Source organism: Ewingella sp. C233, assembly GCF_055407225.1.
Window position 1 is genome coordinate 1875637 of record NZ_JBUZRI010000001.1, and the last position, 16145, is coordinate 1891781.

Below are 16145 nucleotides of genomic sequence, written 5' to 3' on the forward strand. Positions count from 1 at the left end.
GCATGGTCACCTCCGTGAATATTTTCTGCTAAATATTCACGGTCTCTTTTTTTTCTTGAATACTCACTCCAGATCGCATAAATAACATTTTATGCTACCAATTCATCATATTTCCTTATATATGCCAGCAACCTGAATTGAATTATTAGTAGGAATAATCCTAATCAGGCATGTATTATTGCGCTCATGAATGCCTCGCTGTGAATTTATTATTTTCAGATATGAAGCATATAGCCCGTTGTTGAGTAAAGTCTTACCAGTCGGAGAAGTATCATGTCGGATGAAATTCAGTACCCATCAACGGAGGGTAACCTTCTTCGAGAAATGGCCAGCCTGCGCGATATCATCGACAACAATTCTGACTGGATCTGGGAGGTTGACGTTCAGGGGCGCTATGTCTTTTCATCCAATAAATGCCTTGAATTTCTGGGTGTTCCGCCTGAACAGGTTCTGGGAAAAACGCCTTTCGACTTCATGCCCCCCGACGAAGCAGATCGCGTGGGAGCCCAGTTTGCCGCCATTGCAGAGCGCCGCGTGCCCTTTGGCGGATTACTAAACCGCAACATCCGTGCAGACGGTACCGAGATCATTCTCGAAACCAGCGGTATTCCGTTGTTTACTCCTGATGGGGAATTTCGGGGTTATCGCGGCATTGACCGCAATCTGACGAATCTCGATCAAGCCCCTGGGCAGCGCCTTTTCCAGCTGGAGACCATTTACTCCAACGCGCCGGTGGGACTGTGTTTTATCGATCTGCAAATGCGCTACGTGACGGTTAACGATGCGATGGCCAATATCATTGGCCTACAGCCTTATGAGGCCATTGGCCGTAAGGTCAGTGCCTTTCTGCCCGGCCTCTCCCCCCTACTGGCTAATGCTCTCGAACTTGCCCAGCGCAATGAAGCTACGCCCGATAAAGAATTCTCATTGCCGGGTAAAAATCAGATCTTCTTCGTCCGCATTAAAACAGCGTTCGACACGCAAAATCAACTTTCCGGTTTGTCTGTGGCAATGACTGACATCACCAGTCTAAAACGCATGGAGCGTGCACTGCGGGAAAGCCAGGAGCACTACCGTAATATGGTTGAGCTGAACCCGCAGATCCCGTGGACAGCGGATGCCAAAGGGATGCTAAATGATGTCAGTTCACGTTTCCAGCGCATTACCGGCATGACCCGGCAGGATATTCTGGCTGACAAATGGATCCAGAGTATGCACATTGAAGACCGGCGCGGTGCCGTGCAGACCTGGGAGCAGTGTCTGAAAACCGGCGCACCGCTGGATATTGAAGTACGGTTTTGTCACGTCGATCGCGGGTGGAACTGGATGCGGATCCGGGCGGCGGCAAGCTATGCGCCTGACGGGGCTATTCAGCGTTGGTATGGCACGGCAGAAGATGTTCACGAGCGGAAACTGCTGGAGTTAAAACTGGTTAAGGCCAACCGTCGCCTTGAGATTCAGGCCCGTACCGATTCGCTGACGAAATTGCCCAACCGTCGGGAATTTAAGAAAGTCCTCAGCCATGAGTATATGCGTGCTAAACGTAATCGCTCCCCACTGTCTATCGTCATGATTGATATCGATTATTTTAAGCATTTCAACGACCATTATGGCCATCTCTCCGGTGACGCCTGCCTGCGTCTCGTCGCCAGAACGTTGCGAAAATCACTCAAGCGTAATACCGATATCGTCACGAGATTTGGGGGCGAAGAGTTTGCAGCCATCCTGCCTGATACCGACCAGAAAGGCGCCTGGATTGTCGCGCGTCAAATTATGGAGTCCATTGAAAGTCTGGGCATCAAGCACAGCTTCAGCGAATTCAACAGGGTCACCATCAGTCAGGGGATCGCTACCTATTCTCCTGCACATGATCCGGAGCTGGCCGATCAGTCGGATATCGTCAGCGCCGCCGATGAAGCGCTCTACCTTTCCAAAAATCATGGCCGCAATCAGATCAATGCCATGCCGGTTTCTGCCCGGCACAATCAGCTATAGCTCTACCCTTTCTGCAATCTCCTGAACCTATAGCTGTGCTATGAGAAAAAATCTTATGGCACTTTCAGGGCTGTCGGCTATTCTCAATAGGTGACCCAACTGGTCATACCTCATCGAAAATAATCTGACTTTTACAGGTACGGAGATACATATGGGTAAATCAGTCATTCGAATAGGCAGTTATGAAATTGACGACGCCGAACTGTCCACGCCTGAAGCCAAGGGTGGGGATACGGTGCATATTCCCTGTAAATCTGATCCAGATTTATGCATGCAACTTGATGCCTGGGACGATCACACTAGCGTACCGGCAATTCTGGATGGCCGTCACTCGATACTCTATAAAGAGAAATATGACAAACAAAAAGATGAATGGATTATGAGACTGGAGTGATCATGCATGGCGAACAGGGTTCGTTCGCCATGCAGCACGCAAAATGTCAGAAGGTTTCGATCAGAACAAATTTCATTAACAGCAGCGGCATATTGGGGGAGAACATCTCGTATTCCTCAAAGAATCGCTGATGCTCTGTGCGCCATGAAGCCAGAGTTCTGTCTCCCTCGCCCTCTTCCCACGCATGTTGTTCGGTGACCAAATCAAAAGGTACCTGTTTTACTTCAGTCAGCTTAACCGCACAAACCGGATTATTGCGACCATCAACGATCACAAAAATTTCGCCAGGCTCAGGCTCACCTTCGTCATCAAGGTTGGCGCAGGTCGCCGTTTTAATGCCATCGATAACGCGTTTGGCGACTTCATCAGCTTGCGCCTCGTTGTCTCCAAAAGACCAACGCTCTGCGGCTCTGTACTTTTGTGGGATTTGAGGGGTCATAATTTATCCTTTTGATTAATAAGGCACATGTTATTCGTCAGCCGCATCAGAAGATGTGCAATGCTCAGGCATTTCCTGCGGCCACTGGCGCGTACTACCTGCGCCATACAACACCTGAATACCGCATTCATTGTCAACACGCGCCAGAGGTTTACCGGTGATATCAATCATCATTGACGAATTGTCAGTCGAAACGACGCTCACGTTGCTGTCAAAAGGCGAGACGGCATTAAATACCGGAGGAATAATGAAACTTCCTTGCGCATTAATAAATCCGTAATGATTATCTACCTCTGCAAAAGCCAATCCATCTGACAGCAGGCCCAGATCTGAATAGGTGATATCAGGAACCACTTTCCCCTGCGCATCAATCCAAACTTTAGTGCCGTCGTCACGCGTCAGTACCGCACGCCCGTTGATCATTTGACTCCCTTTGCCCTGTACGGATAACACTTGTTTACCGGTTGTATCAACATAACGGGTTGTCGGGATATCGTCCTGCGGATCATAGGAGACTGACATATCGCTCGCGAGAGGCAGATACCATTTCCCCTGTGGCATAGCAGCCACGCGCTCGCCTTTAGTATCGATTAACTCAGTGCCTTGCTCTGTCATGCGCAATGCGCGATCTTTGGCAAATGCCGAGCTTTGTACTGCGATAGCTGGCGCGATTTGCCAACTGCCCTGCGCCGACAAATAACCTTCCTGCGGTTGACGTGACAGCTTAATCCAGTCACCCACGGCACTGATTTTGGTCTGTTGTTCATGCAACTGGATATTACCCTGCGCATCCAGTAACCAAGACTGCCCCCCGGCTGACGTCGCTAAAATACGGCCATCATTGAATTGTGTGACATTCAGACCTGCTGTAGCAGCGATACGCTGTTTGGCATCGGTCCCGACAACTTCAGCTAATACGGAAGACTCAGGCGTACCGGCAACGGCGGGCTGAATCAGCAACCAAAGCGCTCGGTTGATGCGTTTAACATTCGCATATTTTGCGTCAACTGCCGTTTTACCGGTTTGATCGACGATTCCCCATAAATTATTAGGAAGCTGAACGTCAACCTGAGCATCTGAATAGTGCCCGACAGACTGGTATAACGGTTGGGATATAACCTTTTGGGCCACGACGTCGTAAATACCCCACAGCGCCCCTTCCGCAGCTGTTTCACGGTAACGGAACCAGCCATTTCCCAGTGATTCTATTTCAAACGCATCTGGTAAATTATAGTGCTTACCGCTGGTATCAATTGCAGTGAGCTTACCATTCATATAATCCAGCGCGTATCCCTGCTCGAAAGGCGAGATATTATCTTCCGCCAGCGGTATCAGGACTTTACCCTGCTCATCCACTATCCCGGTACCTTGCGCAGTTTTTACGATGTACTGATTTTTAACCCGGATATCAGACTCATCACTGTTTGCTGCAGGCTGAATATCTTGCCATTTCGCATCGAGCTGAAGGCTTCCATCGGCACGTACAAAACCCGCCCCGGATTTTGACGTGGAGTCATTCGGACGAATTAATGCCACTGGCAAGGATGCGGGCGCATCAGCAATATCATTTTTTAGCGGCTCAATACGATAGCCTTCAAGCGTGGCCATGCTCTTCTGTGTCAGCAACGCCTTACCATTTTGATCAACGATATTAACGGTCATGCCCTGGGGGTTACGCAGCCACAGACGCCCGTCGATCACATCGGCATCCGCTACCTGAGCAAGCCAGCCGACAGACTGAACACCACCGATCATGCCACCGGATGGGGCGATAATCGCATTCACCTTTTGCTGTTCGCCCTTCGTCGTCAGCAGGTAACGTCCTGAATCCAGTTTCAGAGGCTGACTATCTGCGGGCAAAGATAAAGGTTGTTTTCGCCCCGGCACATACACAGAAACTTGTTCTTTGGCATTTTTATCAAGGACATAATCTCCCTGATAACTTAATGAATTCGCCGTTGCGCTGTCTAGAGTTGCAACAACGACACTGCTGTTATCGAGTAATTTGTAAGCGTCAGCACTTTTTGCCAGCCAGAACTGAGGTGTCACGGCTTTTACTGACTCATATTTCGCCGTATCAAGTGAGCCATCACCACGGATGATAGTGATCCCATCATCGCCCGTTGCCAACGCCAACTGAGAATTATGTTCATCAAGGCCGATATTCTTAAACTGCGGAGCAACACGCCAGGTCAGATCTTGGTCCGCAATGCCATAGCCTTTATCCGCATCACGGGCGATAAACAGCCCGCTATTACCGAAAGGCTGCAAGACTTCCATCTTATCGTTGGCTACGTGACGCCCGCCGTCAGGCGAGAGCAGGACCGTTTTATAATCAATCCTAAGACGAGCTGGTTGCCCGTCACTTAACGTCGCGGCATCCGTCAGCTCATCAAGTGCCTGACCCGCCTGTACCCCCTTGCTGTCGATAATTTGTACTTTGCCATTTTGCATGACGACCGCGAGACCAGACTGCGTGAAGTCCTGTGCTTCATCAAAAGTCGGTTGGATAAGCCAGTTACCCGCAGGGTCGATGTAACCCCATTTACCTTTCTGTTTTGCAGCTGCCGCACCAAAGTGATAATCACCCACTTCATCAAAAATAGGCTTAATCACCAGCTGGCCTTGCGTGCCAAGAAAACCCCAGCGATGTCCGCTGAGTCTGTTTTCCGCAGCCACGTCTTCGACTTGACGGTTGGCATCGGGTAAGAGAACGGCGGCGCGGCCTTCATGTACATCACGTATACAATGGTTCTGCGCCACGGGCAATGCCAGCACGGTCTGATAATCGTTGGCTTTGTTTACCTGTACAGGTACAAAACACGCGGTTGTTTGCCCGGCCAGAGCAGGTTGCGCCAGTGCCACCAGTGCCATTACGCCACCAGAGCGAATGGCAAGACCAATGGCCCGTTGCAACGAAACTGAATGAATTAGCATAGTCATTGCGACCCACCATTTGCACAGGTAACAGGTTTGCCTGGCCAGAACTGGTGGCCTTTCGTATCCGTGATAATCCGCTGATTACAGCGGATCTGCAGTTGTACAACCACTCCACCGTTGGTATTCAAAAGCTGGGCCTGACCTTTCATGCCGGCCCAAACGCGTTTCTCACTGAAATCACCCGCCCACTCAAAGGCTGGCGCCACCGCGAAGCGGCCGCCAAGATTGATATAACCGTAGTTCGCACCATAGGTGGACTGTTTCACGGCTTTAGCCAATCCGTCTTTTATCGGGCCTACTTTATCAAAATATTGGCCAATGATTTTTTTACCACTGGCATCAATAAATCCATACAAGCCTTTGCTGTTACGCAAAGGCACTGTACCTTCACTGGCATTGTTAATTTGCACACTGTCCGGACCCGCATAGCGCTGAATTTCGTGGCCAGAGTTGTCAAAGAATACCGTTTCACCCGTGGTAGTGTCGTTGAGTACCAGACGCGCCATAGATGATAAGGGTTCTGCGGTTTCAAATCCTTCCAGAGGCTCACCACCGGTAGAGTCAATCAAGGTCACCCGGTTATCACTCACTGCACTGGTCCAGTTCAGGGGTTGCACGAAATTCAACGCCGCTGAATAGAGCGGCTGTATTTGCCACTCTCCTTGGTTATCAATGGCACCAAAACGCGGGCCAAAGCCAAGCGACACCCACTCACCATCAATCTCTGTGGATGAAGGCACAATAGCCTTACTTACCGCAGCACGGCCATCGTTGTCGATCAACGCCACGCCACCATCAGCCGGTTGTACAAGCCAGTGTTCTTTTCCGACATTGAGTGGCTTGCTGAGTAAATCAGTTGCTACAGTCTGCCCGTTGACTGCATTGAAAATACTGAAATGGCTTGAGGCACTGTCTCGTTCTCCAGGCTGGTCGTTATCCGCCATAATGAACATTGCATCACCAATATATTCTGGTTTGCTGATCAGATCCGCATCTGGCGCAATCGCCCATTTGCCACTCAGTGCAACAACGCCCCAACCATTATCGGCTTTTGCCAGCGCATAACCCTCTTGGAAATCTTCCAGTTCACTAAATTGTGGTGCGGCCAGAATACTTTTGCTTTGAATGTCCCACAGCCCCCAGCGACGATCTTTGCCTTCACCTTCGGCCGTCAGCAAAATTCCGCTGCTGATACGCTGGCCGGTTTGCATGACTGGCGCAGGTACGTCAATCACATTACCGGCACGGTCGATAATGCGTTTGCTCTGTGCATGGGTGTCATCCGTGTACGCCCAGCTGTACTCACCGTCAAAGGGGGTGATTTGGGTAAATGTTGGCTGAATGACCCATTTACCACTGGCATCAATTGCCCCCATTTTATTGTTTGCGGTATGAACCAAAAGTGGGGCATGTGGCGCATCCGTATCAATCAGCGCCCATTGGGGGTCAGAGAACACTTCGCCCTGCGAAGTCAGGATCGCAGCTGGCTTTTTATTATCATTAGGTTTGAGCACAGCCCACGGCAGGCCAGAAATAGCATCACTGGTTGCCTGAGCGCTATCCGTATTCTTCCTTACTTCATGGGTATTCAGGGGTTGAACCTGATAGTCGCGTAACGCAGCCAATGCGGTATCAGCCAATAATCCCACACCGTTAGTATCATAAATCTGTATAACCTGATGTGATTTCCCGTCGGGTTGCATCACCCAAAGTCGCTGACCTTGCTGCAACAGCTGAGGCTTATTGGCCTTAACATTGATGACCTGATTCTGCGGGCCAATCAGGGTAATGCCCTTTGTCCCTTTTGTTATCAGCCAGTCTCCCCAGTTCAGTGACTCTCCGGACTGTTCAGCCGTAATATCCTGCAGCTTCTCAAGTTTTCTATTTAACAGCTGTTGAGCATTGTTAGAATCCGTCACCAGCCAGGTTCCAGACTTCAGCGCAAAGACTGATTTATATTGCTCTTTGCTCAGTGCAACGCCCTGCTTGTCGAAGAAGCTCCACTCTGTTTTTCCTTTTACTGCAACAGTATCGCCATTGAGCAAAGGAGTATTCCGTGTTTTTAAAACCGTTGGATCAATGGCCCATTCACCATTTTCATCGAGATAGCCCCAGTAACCGCTGTCCGCAGTATCACGCTTTTGCGCCGGGATCCAGCCCGCCTGAGGTTTCCCCAATGCCATAACATCATCCGGCACAGCCAGGGATTTACTGGTTTGGGCATTCCATAACGCAGGGGATACCTGAACTTGCACACTGGCCAGCGGCTGCCCCTTCACAAATCCTTCGCTGGTAAGAGCCGTGGCAAACGGCAGGGTTTTCACCACCGCGCCTTTGCGATCAATTAAAACTAACCGGTTATCCGTAACCGCTAGCGCAGTACCCTGGGCGTTAAAATCTGTTGCACGGGTAAATTGCGGATCGATGTCCCAATGGCCTTTCTTATCTATATATCCGAAACGGTCATCTTTTCTTGCAACGGCTAAATCATTCGAAAAGCCCCGAACCTCACGAAATGCGGGCTCTATCACCATGTGTCCCGTCAGATCAACATATCCCCAGAGTCCCTGAGCATCTCGCGGTGACCCCATTAATACAGGTGAAAGACCTTGCTGAAACGGCAACTGGCAGTTTTCAGCTGTTTTGGCGCTACTGCATACCCCTTGCCACGCTTCTTCTGCGTGAACCGGTAAACTAAACGTCGCATTCAGAACTAACGCTAAGGCGCTAAAATTTCTAAAATGTTTGAGTGTGTCGGAGCAAATCATCCGATTCCCTTAATGGCCTGATAATGAGAAAGTTTAGCGCACAAACCTTGATGATATCCGCTGAAGACGCGTTAAACGGTATAATTCCGATAATAATCAAGTTCAATGACACCAGTACGCTACTCGTTACAGGGTGTCAGCTTGTGAGATAAAAAGCAGCTAATTTATTACTCTGTAACCAATGAATACACTCTTTAACGGCACTTTTGCGTAAAAACTCAACGTTAATTTGTCGATTATTTTCAGCACCGTTTTTTCGCTATTGAAAAGGCTCATTTTTCCGACTAGTTAATGCGCTAAGCCTCCGTTCTTAGTACCCCCTCCTTCTCATTTCTCAGACATCGAAATTACCCATAAATAGTAGAAAATGCATTCGGGCTCGTCCACAGAGAAAAACGAGTTTTGCGCACAGTGATGGAGAAACATTAACGCGTTACATCAATTACATAGCGGTATTGAATTGAACATTCCAATCTGAAGAAAAATCATCACATCTTTGTTTTTGGCTGTTGCCATCGGCTGGCTCAGATTGCATTCTGTTCTTCGTATCACATCGCTGTTCGGCTGCTATGCCGGATATTCCTTTTAGGAGCAGACAGAAGATCGCCATGAATAATAAAAATTTTTGTACTCTCGCTGACGTGGAAGATCTTGAACCCGGCTTACGGTTAATTCGCCAACACCTGCATCAACATCCTGAACTTTCGAATGAAGAAACAGATACCGCAGCTTTCGTCGGCGACAAACTGAGAACACTGGGATTTGAAGTGACGACCGGCATAGGAGGGCATGGAGTTATCGGTACAATGACCCGCGGCTGCGGACAACGCCGCATTGGCATTCGCGCAGATATGGATGCCTTGCCCATCACTGAACAGACCGGCGTCAGGTACACCAGCCAACGCCCCGGCACCATGCATGCCTGTGGCCATGATGGTCACACTACGATGCTATTGGGCGCTGCGGAGCAGCTATCTCGCAGCCAGCAATTTTCGGGGACTGTGCATCTGATTTTCCAACCCGCTGAAGAGATTGGATTTAATAGCGGTGCAGAAAGAATGCTGGAAGAAGGTTTGTTTGAGCAATTTCCCTGCGATGCCATCTACGGCCTGCACAATCACCCCGGATACCCAGTCGGAAAAATGATGTTTCGCGCGGGGCCATTTATGGCAGCCTGTGACACAGTGAACATCATAATCCACGGCAAAGGGGGCCATGCCGCACGTCCACATATGACCGTTGACCCTATTCTGGTCGCCAGCAGCATCGTGGTTGCGTTGCAGACAGTGGTCTCACGTAACATAGATCCCAATGAAACGGCGGTTGTGACCGTTGGCTCCTTGCATTCTGGTCATGCCGCTAACGTTATCCCTGAAACAGCACGACTCGAAATGAGCGTTCGTTCATTTGATGAAGGTGTGCGTAAAATCCTTGAAGCGCGTATTCGTGAACTGGTTGAACACCATGCCGCCGGTTACGGTGCCCGTGCCGAAATTGAGTATGTCCCAGGCTATCCGGTATTGGTGAATCACCAACAGGAAACCGAGTTTGCACAAACGGTGGCAAAAGAGTTGCTGGGGGAAAATAACGTGATTGAAAACTTACCACCGATTTCAGGCAGCGAGGATTTTGCTTATTTCCTGCAACAAAAGCCGGGGTGCTTCCTGCGTTTAGGTAACGGTGACAGCGCCGTGTTACACAATCCAGCTTATAACTTCGACGATGATAGTCTGGGATTCGGCGCTGCATTCTGGACCCGTTTAGTGGAGCGATATCTGGTGGACGATTCAATGCAGTAACATCCCGAAGGACACGTGATAATAGCCCCAAGCGCAATAAATATTGTACGACTTAACCTCAGCCTACAGCTGGCGAGAAAAATAGAACTCAACACCCTAGTACCAAATGTCTGCACACGTGCCGGCGCAGAAACCGGGCAGGCACCACTAATATTACCTGCAGGAATTAACGACATGACCTAGCTTTTGATACTTTCACAGGGCGGCTAAAGAAGCTTGCCGATTATTAGCTGAACGACGCAGTTTGTATTTGGTGTGTAAATTAGGCTGAGCATCGGTGCCCCTCTCTGTGTTTCATCATCTTAGCTACCCTCGCATTACCCTTTCAGCCCGCCTTGAGCGGGCTTTTTTTATGCGAAAGGCGTACAGCCCCCCAGCCCAATGACTGCCAGTTTGGTCAGATTAATCAGAAGGTCGGTGACCGTCACAATGGTCTGAGAGAAAGTTAAAATTCTCCTCGATGCAGTATTTTTTGGAACTGAGAACACTGCATATGATCGTTTTTCGGACAGTTCGCCATATGGGTCAAACCATCCCGAATATTTCCTAAGTGGATGATGGTCCTGTTCAGTTCATCAGCTTTATCTGCCAGTAACTCACGATCTATGGAAATTTTTCCATCGGTATCAAAAAGCAAGGAAATTTTATCCAGTGAGAGTCCCGCAATACGATAGAGGGAAATTAGCCTGAGTTTATCAATGACATCAAGGCTGTATTGCCGTCTGAGTCCGTTTCGTCCTACTGGATTTATAAGCCTTTTCTTTTCGTAATACCTTAACGTCGAAGGGGCTAAACCTGTCATTTCTGCCACTTTGCCGATATCGAGTTCATTCATCATTGACTTGAAGCTGACTTAAAGTTGCACAATCCCCACAGATTATCACTGGAGAAGAATGAGGGCATCATGATGAACACAGAAATCATCTTACGGATTATTTTTACAGGGATTGGCGCAACTTTTTGCATGGATATTTGGGCCATGATTCTGAAGGTTATCTTTAGGGTACATTCTCTTGATTATGCACTGGTAGGGCGCTGGCTTCTGGGGATGAATGAAGGCAAGTTCCGGCATCAGAAAATTACTGATTCTCCGGCGTTGCATGGCGAGAAGATGATCGGCTGGGTATCCCACTATGCGATAGGTATTCTATTCGCTTTTTTGCCGCTGTTGTTGTCAGGTAAATTTTGGTTTCTCAATCCGGAACCAGTAACTGCATTAACAAGCGGGTTATTGAGCCTCATAGCCCCCTTTTTGATCATGCAGCCCGCGCTCGGTTTCGGTATCGCCGCTGCCAATATCCCCCACCCACTCAGAGCCAGATTCTTCAGTGTGTGTGCACATGCCATTTTTGGTCTAGGTCTTTTTATAACAGCTAAAGCGCTAAGTGGGATTTGAGAGGTATGAAGGTCATCCGGATAAAGTGCTTCACGTGAATTACTTGGCGTTTCATTGTCTATTGTTTTTAAGGTAAGTTGTTGATTTTAAAAATGGGCAAAAAAAAGACCGAATACGATTCCTATATTCGGTCTAGGGAAATGGCTCTTGGGAGAGAGCCGTGCGCTAAAAGTTGGCATTAATGCAGGCGGTTAAGCCGTACAACTTAAAGCGTAGTTGAGCTGTGGTTATTTTCCAGCCAGTTTGCAACCAAGTGATAATAACAAGGCTAAATTAATTATGCTTTGTGACAACAATCCCAAAACATAGTTTTAACAACAAACCATTAGCCTTGAAGGCTGCGTCAGCAAAGTGACTCGGCCTTGGCGATAAATGGCGCAAGGCTCATTTTCTGACCTGGGTTTTTCGGGTCGTCGAGCAGGATCTTCTCCAGCGAAATGGCCTGAACCTGACGCGCTTTCACCTGCTCTTTCGCAACTTCATTCAGCGGGTACTGAGCCAGTGTGCTGTCATTGATGACATATAGCGCCTTACCCGGGCGGCACTGCAACATGACTTCTTCACGGGTGAATGCCCAGTCTTTGCCATATTGCAAACGGGTGACCGTTGCCAGTTCTGGTGCCGCCAAGCTGCTGGCGGAGAGTGTCATAAGCAGACAGGCAAGGAGTGATTTCCTCATGACTATTCCTCAATTTTCTATTCAAATATTACGGATACTAATTGGTCAGGCTTTAGCCGGGCGCCAGCGTGGCAAACCAGCTCACCAGCACTAAGACAGCCAGTGATAACGCAATTTCCAGCCATGTGGATGAAATCAGGCGCCGGTGCGCCAGCTGTGGATTTATCGCCATTAATGGTACCAGCTTATATCGGTTGTAAAGCGCAACGCCTACCATGCCCGCCACCAGCGCGATTTTCACCAACAACAACATCTGATAGAGCGACGAAAAATCCGTCGGCCAGCGCTGCAAAATAATCACGCTATTAATGATGCCGGTGATGATAACCAGACCCACGGCAACGTGCCCGCAGGTCGAAAACCGGATCAGTGTAGTGATCGCGTGCGGCCGCATATCCTGTCTCTTTGTGTTATGCAAGCACCACAACAGGGGTAACAGACTGCCGAACCAATACGCAGCACTGAGTAAATGCAAAGAGTGGTTACTGCGCTGAACAATACCCAACAGGCCTTCATGCATGGCAGCATGGCCGATAAACGCCAGACTTAATAAAAGCACAGTACTGGCGAACAGGAGGGCAACACCGCGGCCAGGCAACCAGTCCATCAGGCAAACCATCAGCACGATGGCCGTCAGCAAAAGATGCCAGCGCCAGATTTCCCCAAATGTGGTGGTCAGTACCAGCAGCCAAACGTTCAGGTTCAGGCAGTCCTGTAGGCCATTGCCCATCAGGCCTGCCTGAATCGCCAACATGCCAATGGATGTCAATGCCCCCATACAGGCGGAAAGTGTCAGCAAACGCTCATTCTGGTGCAGCAATCCTGTGGCGAAACCACGCGGTGCCAGCAGCGTCACCATGACGCATATGCCAAAAATCTGCATCAATGACGCAAAATGAATGAACCGGCACAGGACAAACAGGGTGGCCAGAGTCATCACTTACTGCACAGTGAAACTGTACTGCCCTTCTGTTTTGTGACCATCAACGGAGACGACGTTCCAGGAGACCGTGTATTTACCCGCACTGAGTGGCGCCGTCAGCGGCACGATAGCCTGCGTATTGTCATTGGCGGCAAGCGCCAGTGCGCCGGTAGCAACCGTTTTTTTATTCGGGCCAATGAGGGTGACTTTGCTGAAGCTTGGCTCGATTCCTTCACTAAACCCTAAAGAGAGTTCTGTCGGAGAGGCTTTGAGGGTGATATCAGCAGCAGGCGTCTCAGTTTTTAAATGCGCATGCGCAAAGGCCTGTTGCGACATCAGCCCGGCAACGAGAACGGCGGTAGTTGCCAGAATACGGCAGAGAGAAGAGGATTTTTGCGACACAATTTTTCCTTAGCTTTCTGGTTGGGAGATTTTATCGCCGCAACTTTAGCGCAAAGTGGCCTTGTGAGTCTGTCAAAATTAAGCGGTTAATAGGCATTATCTGAATACGCGTCGCGTTTGGCACGTTTCGCACAAAGAAAAACCGCAGCCTTATTGCACGTTAGTGCTACAAGGCTGCGGTTTAATCCGTCACAAGGAACTATCAGACAACCGGCATTTGTGCAGCCATTGTTTTGAGATCTTTATCTACGAAGAACAAACCGTTACCTGTATTACTCACCAGACCAAGTTTATCAAGCACGGATTTGAACAGAGTCTCTTCTTCATGCTGCTCTGCCACATACCATTGCAGGAAGTTGAAGGAAGAGTAATCTTTCAGCGTCATAGCCAGATCGGCCAGTTCGTTAATCTTGTTGGTGATGTGCTGTTCATGTTCATACGTTTGTTGGAACACGTCAGACAGGGATTCGAATTCAACAGGCGGTGCTGCAATTGCGCCCAGCAGGGGCAATGCACCGGTGTCGCTGACATATTTGAATAGGCGCTGCATGTGGCCCATCTCTTCCTGAGAGTGCTTCATCAGGAACGCAGCAGCCCCTTCGAAACCCTTATCACTGCACCATGCGCTCATTTGCAGATATAAATTGGCAGAATAGAACTCAAGATTCAGCTGTTCGTTAAGCTGATCGATCATTTCTTTTTTAAGCATGATGACTCCAGGAAATTGGCGTAAAGCAGGATGAATGTATTATTTCCCCGCATTATGCCGCTCATCAAACAAAATAAAAACACCTGCGTCACATATATATTCCAATAAATAACATTAAATTATAACTAACTGTTTTTATTGCATATAAATTACACCCTCAAATCTTATTGAGAATTATTCACAGCCAATTAAATATTAAAGAGAATCATTCTTATTCTTTATGTTACTTATTCTGCCCACTTTTTAAATATCCTGCTGGCCATTTTCATGGAACAGTTCTCATTACCAAAATAAATCATTTATCATCGTGCTATATTTGCCGTAGAAAAAATGAGGGAGTCTTGGCGCGCCACTACGGCACAAAGTCTGACATCAGCATTCACCCTGCCCTGCAGGTCGGGTACAATGCATCAGGAAAAAAGACTTCGGGAAAAGAGAATGAGCAGCAATCTGGCAGAACTGACCAAAGAAGAGATGGATAAGATTAACGTCGATCTGGCGGCATCAGCCGTGGCGTTTAAAGAGCGCTATAACATGCCCGTTGTGGCTGAGATGGCCGAACGTGAACAGCGTGAACCCCTGCGCGGCTATTTTCGCGAACGTGTGGCGCATTACCGCGCGCTATCTCACCAATTTTCCAGACTGCCGTACGAACCCAAACAAAAATAGTTTACGGTTCGTATGGCAGATAAAAGAGATGAGTGACTTAGCTGCGCGCAAACCGCTGATTGGCACGGATGAGTTGATCGAGGATCCCCGGTTCATCAAACGAATGTCCCGCTCCTTCAATAATATACAGTTCCGCCTCGGGCCAGGCCTGCGAAAGGTCCCAGGCATTTTGCACCTGACAGGCCATGTCGTAGCGCCCATGGATGATCACAGCCGGAATATGCCGGATCCGCGTGACGTTTTGCAGCAACTGGTCGTCGCTGTCCATAAATCCCATGTGAGTGAAGTAATGATTTTCGATACGCGCGAATGCCAGTGCAAAATCGTCCTCGCCAAATGACGCGGCGTCTTCGGTCGGTAAGAGGGTAACCGTCTCCCCTTCCCACAGGCTCCAGATCTTTGCGGCCTGCAACTGAACGGCGCGGTCCGGTGACGTGAGGCGTTTACGGTAGGCAGCCACCACATCCTTACGCTCTCCCTCAGAAAGTATAGACATCATGCGTTGCCATTTCTCCGGAAAGAAACGCGATGTGCCTTCCTGATAATACCAGTCCAACTCCTGCTTTCTCAGCGTAAAGATGCCACGCAACACCATTTCGCTGACGCGCTCAGGATGAGTCTGCGCATAGGCCAGAGCCAATGTTGCGCCCCATGATCCGCCAAAAACCAGCCACTTCTCCGCACCCACCATCTTGCGCAGTCGTTCGATATCGTCGACCAGATGCCAGGTGGTGTTGTTCTCCAGGCTGGCGTGAGGTTTAGAACGTCCGCAGCCGCGCTGGTCAAATAACATGACGTCATAGTCATTGGGGTCAAACAACTGACGGTGAACTGCTGAACAGCCTCCGCCCGGTCCGCCGTGAATAAATACGGCCGGTTTTCCCTGCGGATTTCCGCTGCGTTCCCAATAAATTTGATGTCCGTCGCCGGTATCTAATATCCCGCTGGCGTAAGCCTCTCTTGGCGGATACAACCCTTTAAATTTCGACATCGCGTTTCCTGTTTTTTATTTTCCAGAGTCTCGACTCGCTCG

Annotated in this window: 14 protein-coding genes; 5 read left to right on the forward strand and 9 right to left on the reverse strand. The window is 49.1% G+C overall.

Annotated features, from left to right (window positions below; translation table 11 throughout):
• Positions 1–273 precede the first annotated feature (273 nt).
• Both ACZRKO_RS08490 and ACZRKO_RS08495 read left to right on the forward strand, forming a co-directional pair.
• Positions 274–1995, forward strand: coding sequence for a sensor domain-containing diguanylate cyclase (locus ACZRKO_RS08490; RefSeq protein WP_463736763.1), 1722 nt, complete (start codon positions 274–276; stop codon positions 1993–1995).
• A gap of 151 nt (positions 1996–2146) precedes the next feature.
• Positions 2147–2389: a YebV family protein gene (locus ACZRKO_RS08495; RefSeq protein WP_463736764.1), complete on the forward strand. Its 243-nt coding sequence runs from the start codon at positions 2147–2149 to the stop codon at positions 2387–2389.
• Between the two features lie 46 nt (positions 2390–2435).
• Here ACZRKO_RS08495 and ACZRKO_RS08500 read toward each other — a convergent pair whose 3' ends face one another.
• From ACZRKO_RS08500 to ACZRKO_RS08510, 3 genes are read right to left on the reverse strand one after another with little or no spacing between them, the layout of a single operon-like run.
• Positions 2436–2828 carry an ASCH domain-containing protein gene (locus ACZRKO_RS08500; protein WP_463736765.1) on the reverse strand — a complete coding sequence of 131 codons (393 nt, stop codon included), beginning with the start codon at positions 2826–2828 and terminating at the stop codon, positions 2436–2438.
• Between the two features lie 30 nt (positions 2829–2858).
• The gene (locus ACZRKO_RS08505) at positions 2859–5771 is read right to left on the reverse strand and encodes a WG repeat-containing protein (RefSeq protein ID WP_463736766.1); all 2913 of its coding nucleotides are present in this window, start codon (positions 5769–5771) and stop codon (positions 2859–2861) included.
• Positions 5768–8359, reverse strand: a complete 2592-nt coding sequence (locus ACZRKO_RS08510; RefSeq protein WP_463736767.1) for a WG repeat-containing protein — start codon at positions 8357–8359, stop codon at positions 5768–5770. Before ACZRKO_RS08510 ends, ACZRKO_RS08505 begins: the two co-directional genes overlap by 4 nt.
• Before the next feature lie 785 nt (positions 8360–9144).
• Here ACZRKO_RS08510 and ACZRKO_RS08515 point away from each other — a divergent pair.
• A complete protein-coding gene (locus ACZRKO_RS08515; protein ID WP_463736768.1) occupies positions 9145–10335 on the forward strand; it encodes a M20 aminoacylase family protein in 1191 nt (396 codons plus the stop codon).
• Positions 10336–10780: 445 nt separating this feature from the next.
• Here the strand turns inward: ACZRKO_RS08515 and ACZRKO_RS08520 are convergent, their stop codons facing one another.
• Positions 10781–11173, reverse strand: a complete 393-nt coding sequence (locus ACZRKO_RS08520; protein ID WP_463736769.1) for a helix-turn-helix domain-containing protein — start codon at positions 11171–11173, stop codon at positions 10781–10783.
• Positions 11174–11239: 66 nt separating this feature from the next.
• On the opposite strand from ACZRKO_RS08520, the gene ACZRKO_RS08525 reads away from it, so the two are divergent.
• On the forward strand, positions 11240–11731 hold the full coding sequence (locus ACZRKO_RS08525) for a DUF2938 domain-containing protein (RefSeq protein WP_463736770.1): 492 nt from the start codon (positions 11240–11242) through the stop codon (positions 11729–11731).
• Between the two features lie 343 nt (positions 11732–12074).
• Here the strand turns inward: ACZRKO_RS08525 and ACZRKO_RS08530 are convergent, their stop codons facing one another.
• The 4 genes from ACZRKO_RS08530 to ftnA all read right to left on the reverse strand — a co-directional run bounded on the left by ACZRKO_RS08530 (position 12075) and on the right by ftnA (position 14443).
• Positions 12075–12410 (reverse strand): YebY family protein, encoded by a 336-nt coding sequence (locus ACZRKO_RS08530; protein WP_463736771.1) that lies wholly within the window; start codon positions 12408–12410, stop codon positions 12075–12077.
• A 52-nt stretch (positions 12411–12462) separates the two neighbouring features.
• Entirely contained in the window at positions 12463–13347 is an 885-nt protein-coding gene (gene copD, locus ACZRKO_RS08535) for a copper homeostasis membrane protein CopD (protein ID WP_463736772.1), read from the reverse strand.
• Between the two features lie 3 nt (positions 13348–13350).
• Positions 13351–13737: a copper homeostasis periplasmic binding protein CopC gene (gene copC, locus ACZRKO_RS08540; RefSeq protein ID WP_463737511.1), complete on the reverse strand. Its 387-nt coding sequence runs from the start codon at positions 13735–13737 to the stop codon at positions 13351–13353.
• 199 nt (positions 13738–13936) lie between these two features.
• Positions 13937–14443 (reverse strand): non-heme ferritin, encoded by a 507-nt coding sequence (gene ftnA, locus ACZRKO_RS08545; protein ID WP_463736773.1) that lies wholly within the window; start codon positions 14441–14443, stop codon positions 13937–13939.
• A gap of 438 nt (positions 14444–14881) precedes the next feature.
• Between ftnA and ACZRKO_RS08550 the strand changes: the two genes are divergently transcribed.
• On the forward strand, positions 14882–15112 hold the full coding sequence (locus tag ACZRKO_RS08550; protein WP_463736774.1) for a DNA polymerase III subunit theta: 231 nt from the start codon (positions 14882–14884) through the stop codon (positions 15110–15112).
• Between the two features lie 37 nt (positions 15113–15149).
• On the opposite strand, the gene pip is transcribed toward ACZRKO_RS08550, so the two are convergent.
• Positions 15150–16103, reverse strand: a complete 954-nt coding sequence (gene pip, locus ACZRKO_RS08555; protein ID WP_463736775.1) for a prolyl aminopeptidase — start codon at positions 16101–16103, stop codon at positions 15150–15152.
• Between the last annotated feature and the right edge of the window lie 42 nt (positions 16104–16145).

Excerpts from the sequence above, each read along its gene's own strand:
- ACZRKO_RS08490 (WP_463736763.1), top strand. The coding sequence starts at position 274 with ATGTCGGATGAAATTCAGTACCCATCAACGGAGGGTAACCTTCTTCGA.
- ACZRKO_RS08495 (WP_463736764.1), top strand. The coding sequence starts at position 2,147 with ATGGGTAAATCAGTCATTCGAATAGGCAGTTATGAAATTGACGACGCC.
- ACZRKO_RS08500 (WP_463736765.1), bottom strand. The coding sequence starts at position 2,828 with ATGACCCCTCAAATCCCACAAAAGTACAGAGCCGCAGAGCGTTGGTCT.
- ACZRKO_RS08505 (WP_463736766.1), bottom strand. The coding sequence starts at position 5,771 with ATGACTATGCTAATTCATTCAGTTTCGTTGCAACGGGCCATTGGTCTT.
- ACZRKO_RS08510 (WP_463736767.1), bottom strand. The coding sequence starts at position 8,359 with ATGGGGTCACCGCGAGATGCTCAGGGACTCTGGGGATATGTTGATCTG.
- ACZRKO_RS08515 (WP_463736768.1), top strand. The coding sequence starts at position 9,145 with ATGAATAATAAAAATTTTTGTACTCTCGCTGACGTGGAAGATCTTGAA.
- ACZRKO_RS08520 (WP_463736769.1), bottom strand. The coding sequence starts at position 11,173 with ATGATGAATGAACTCGATATCGGCAAAGTGGCAGAAATGACAGGTTTA.
- ACZRKO_RS08525 (WP_463736770.1), top strand. The coding sequence starts at position 11,240 with ATGATGAACACAGAAATCATCTTACGGATTATTTTTACAGGGATTGGC.
- ACZRKO_RS08530 (WP_463736771.1), bottom strand. The coding sequence starts at position 12,410 with ATGAGGAAATCACTCCTTGCCTGTCTGCTTATGACACTCTCCGCCAGC.
- copD (WP_463736772.1), bottom strand. The coding sequence starts at position 13,347 with ATGACTCTGGCCACCCTGTTTGTCCTGTGCCGGTTCATTCATTTTGCG.
- ftnA (WP_463736773.1), bottom strand. The coding sequence starts at position 14,443 with ATGCTTAAAAAAGAAATGATCGATCAGCTTAACGAACAGCTGAATCTT.
- ACZRKO_RS08550 (WP_463736774.1), top strand. The coding sequence starts at position 14,882 with ATGAGCAGCAATCTGGCAGAACTGACCAAAGAAGAGATGGATAAGATT.
- pip (WP_463736775.1), bottom strand. The coding sequence starts at position 16,103 with ATGTCGAAATTTAAAGGGTTGTATCCGCCAAGAGAGGCTTACGCCAGC.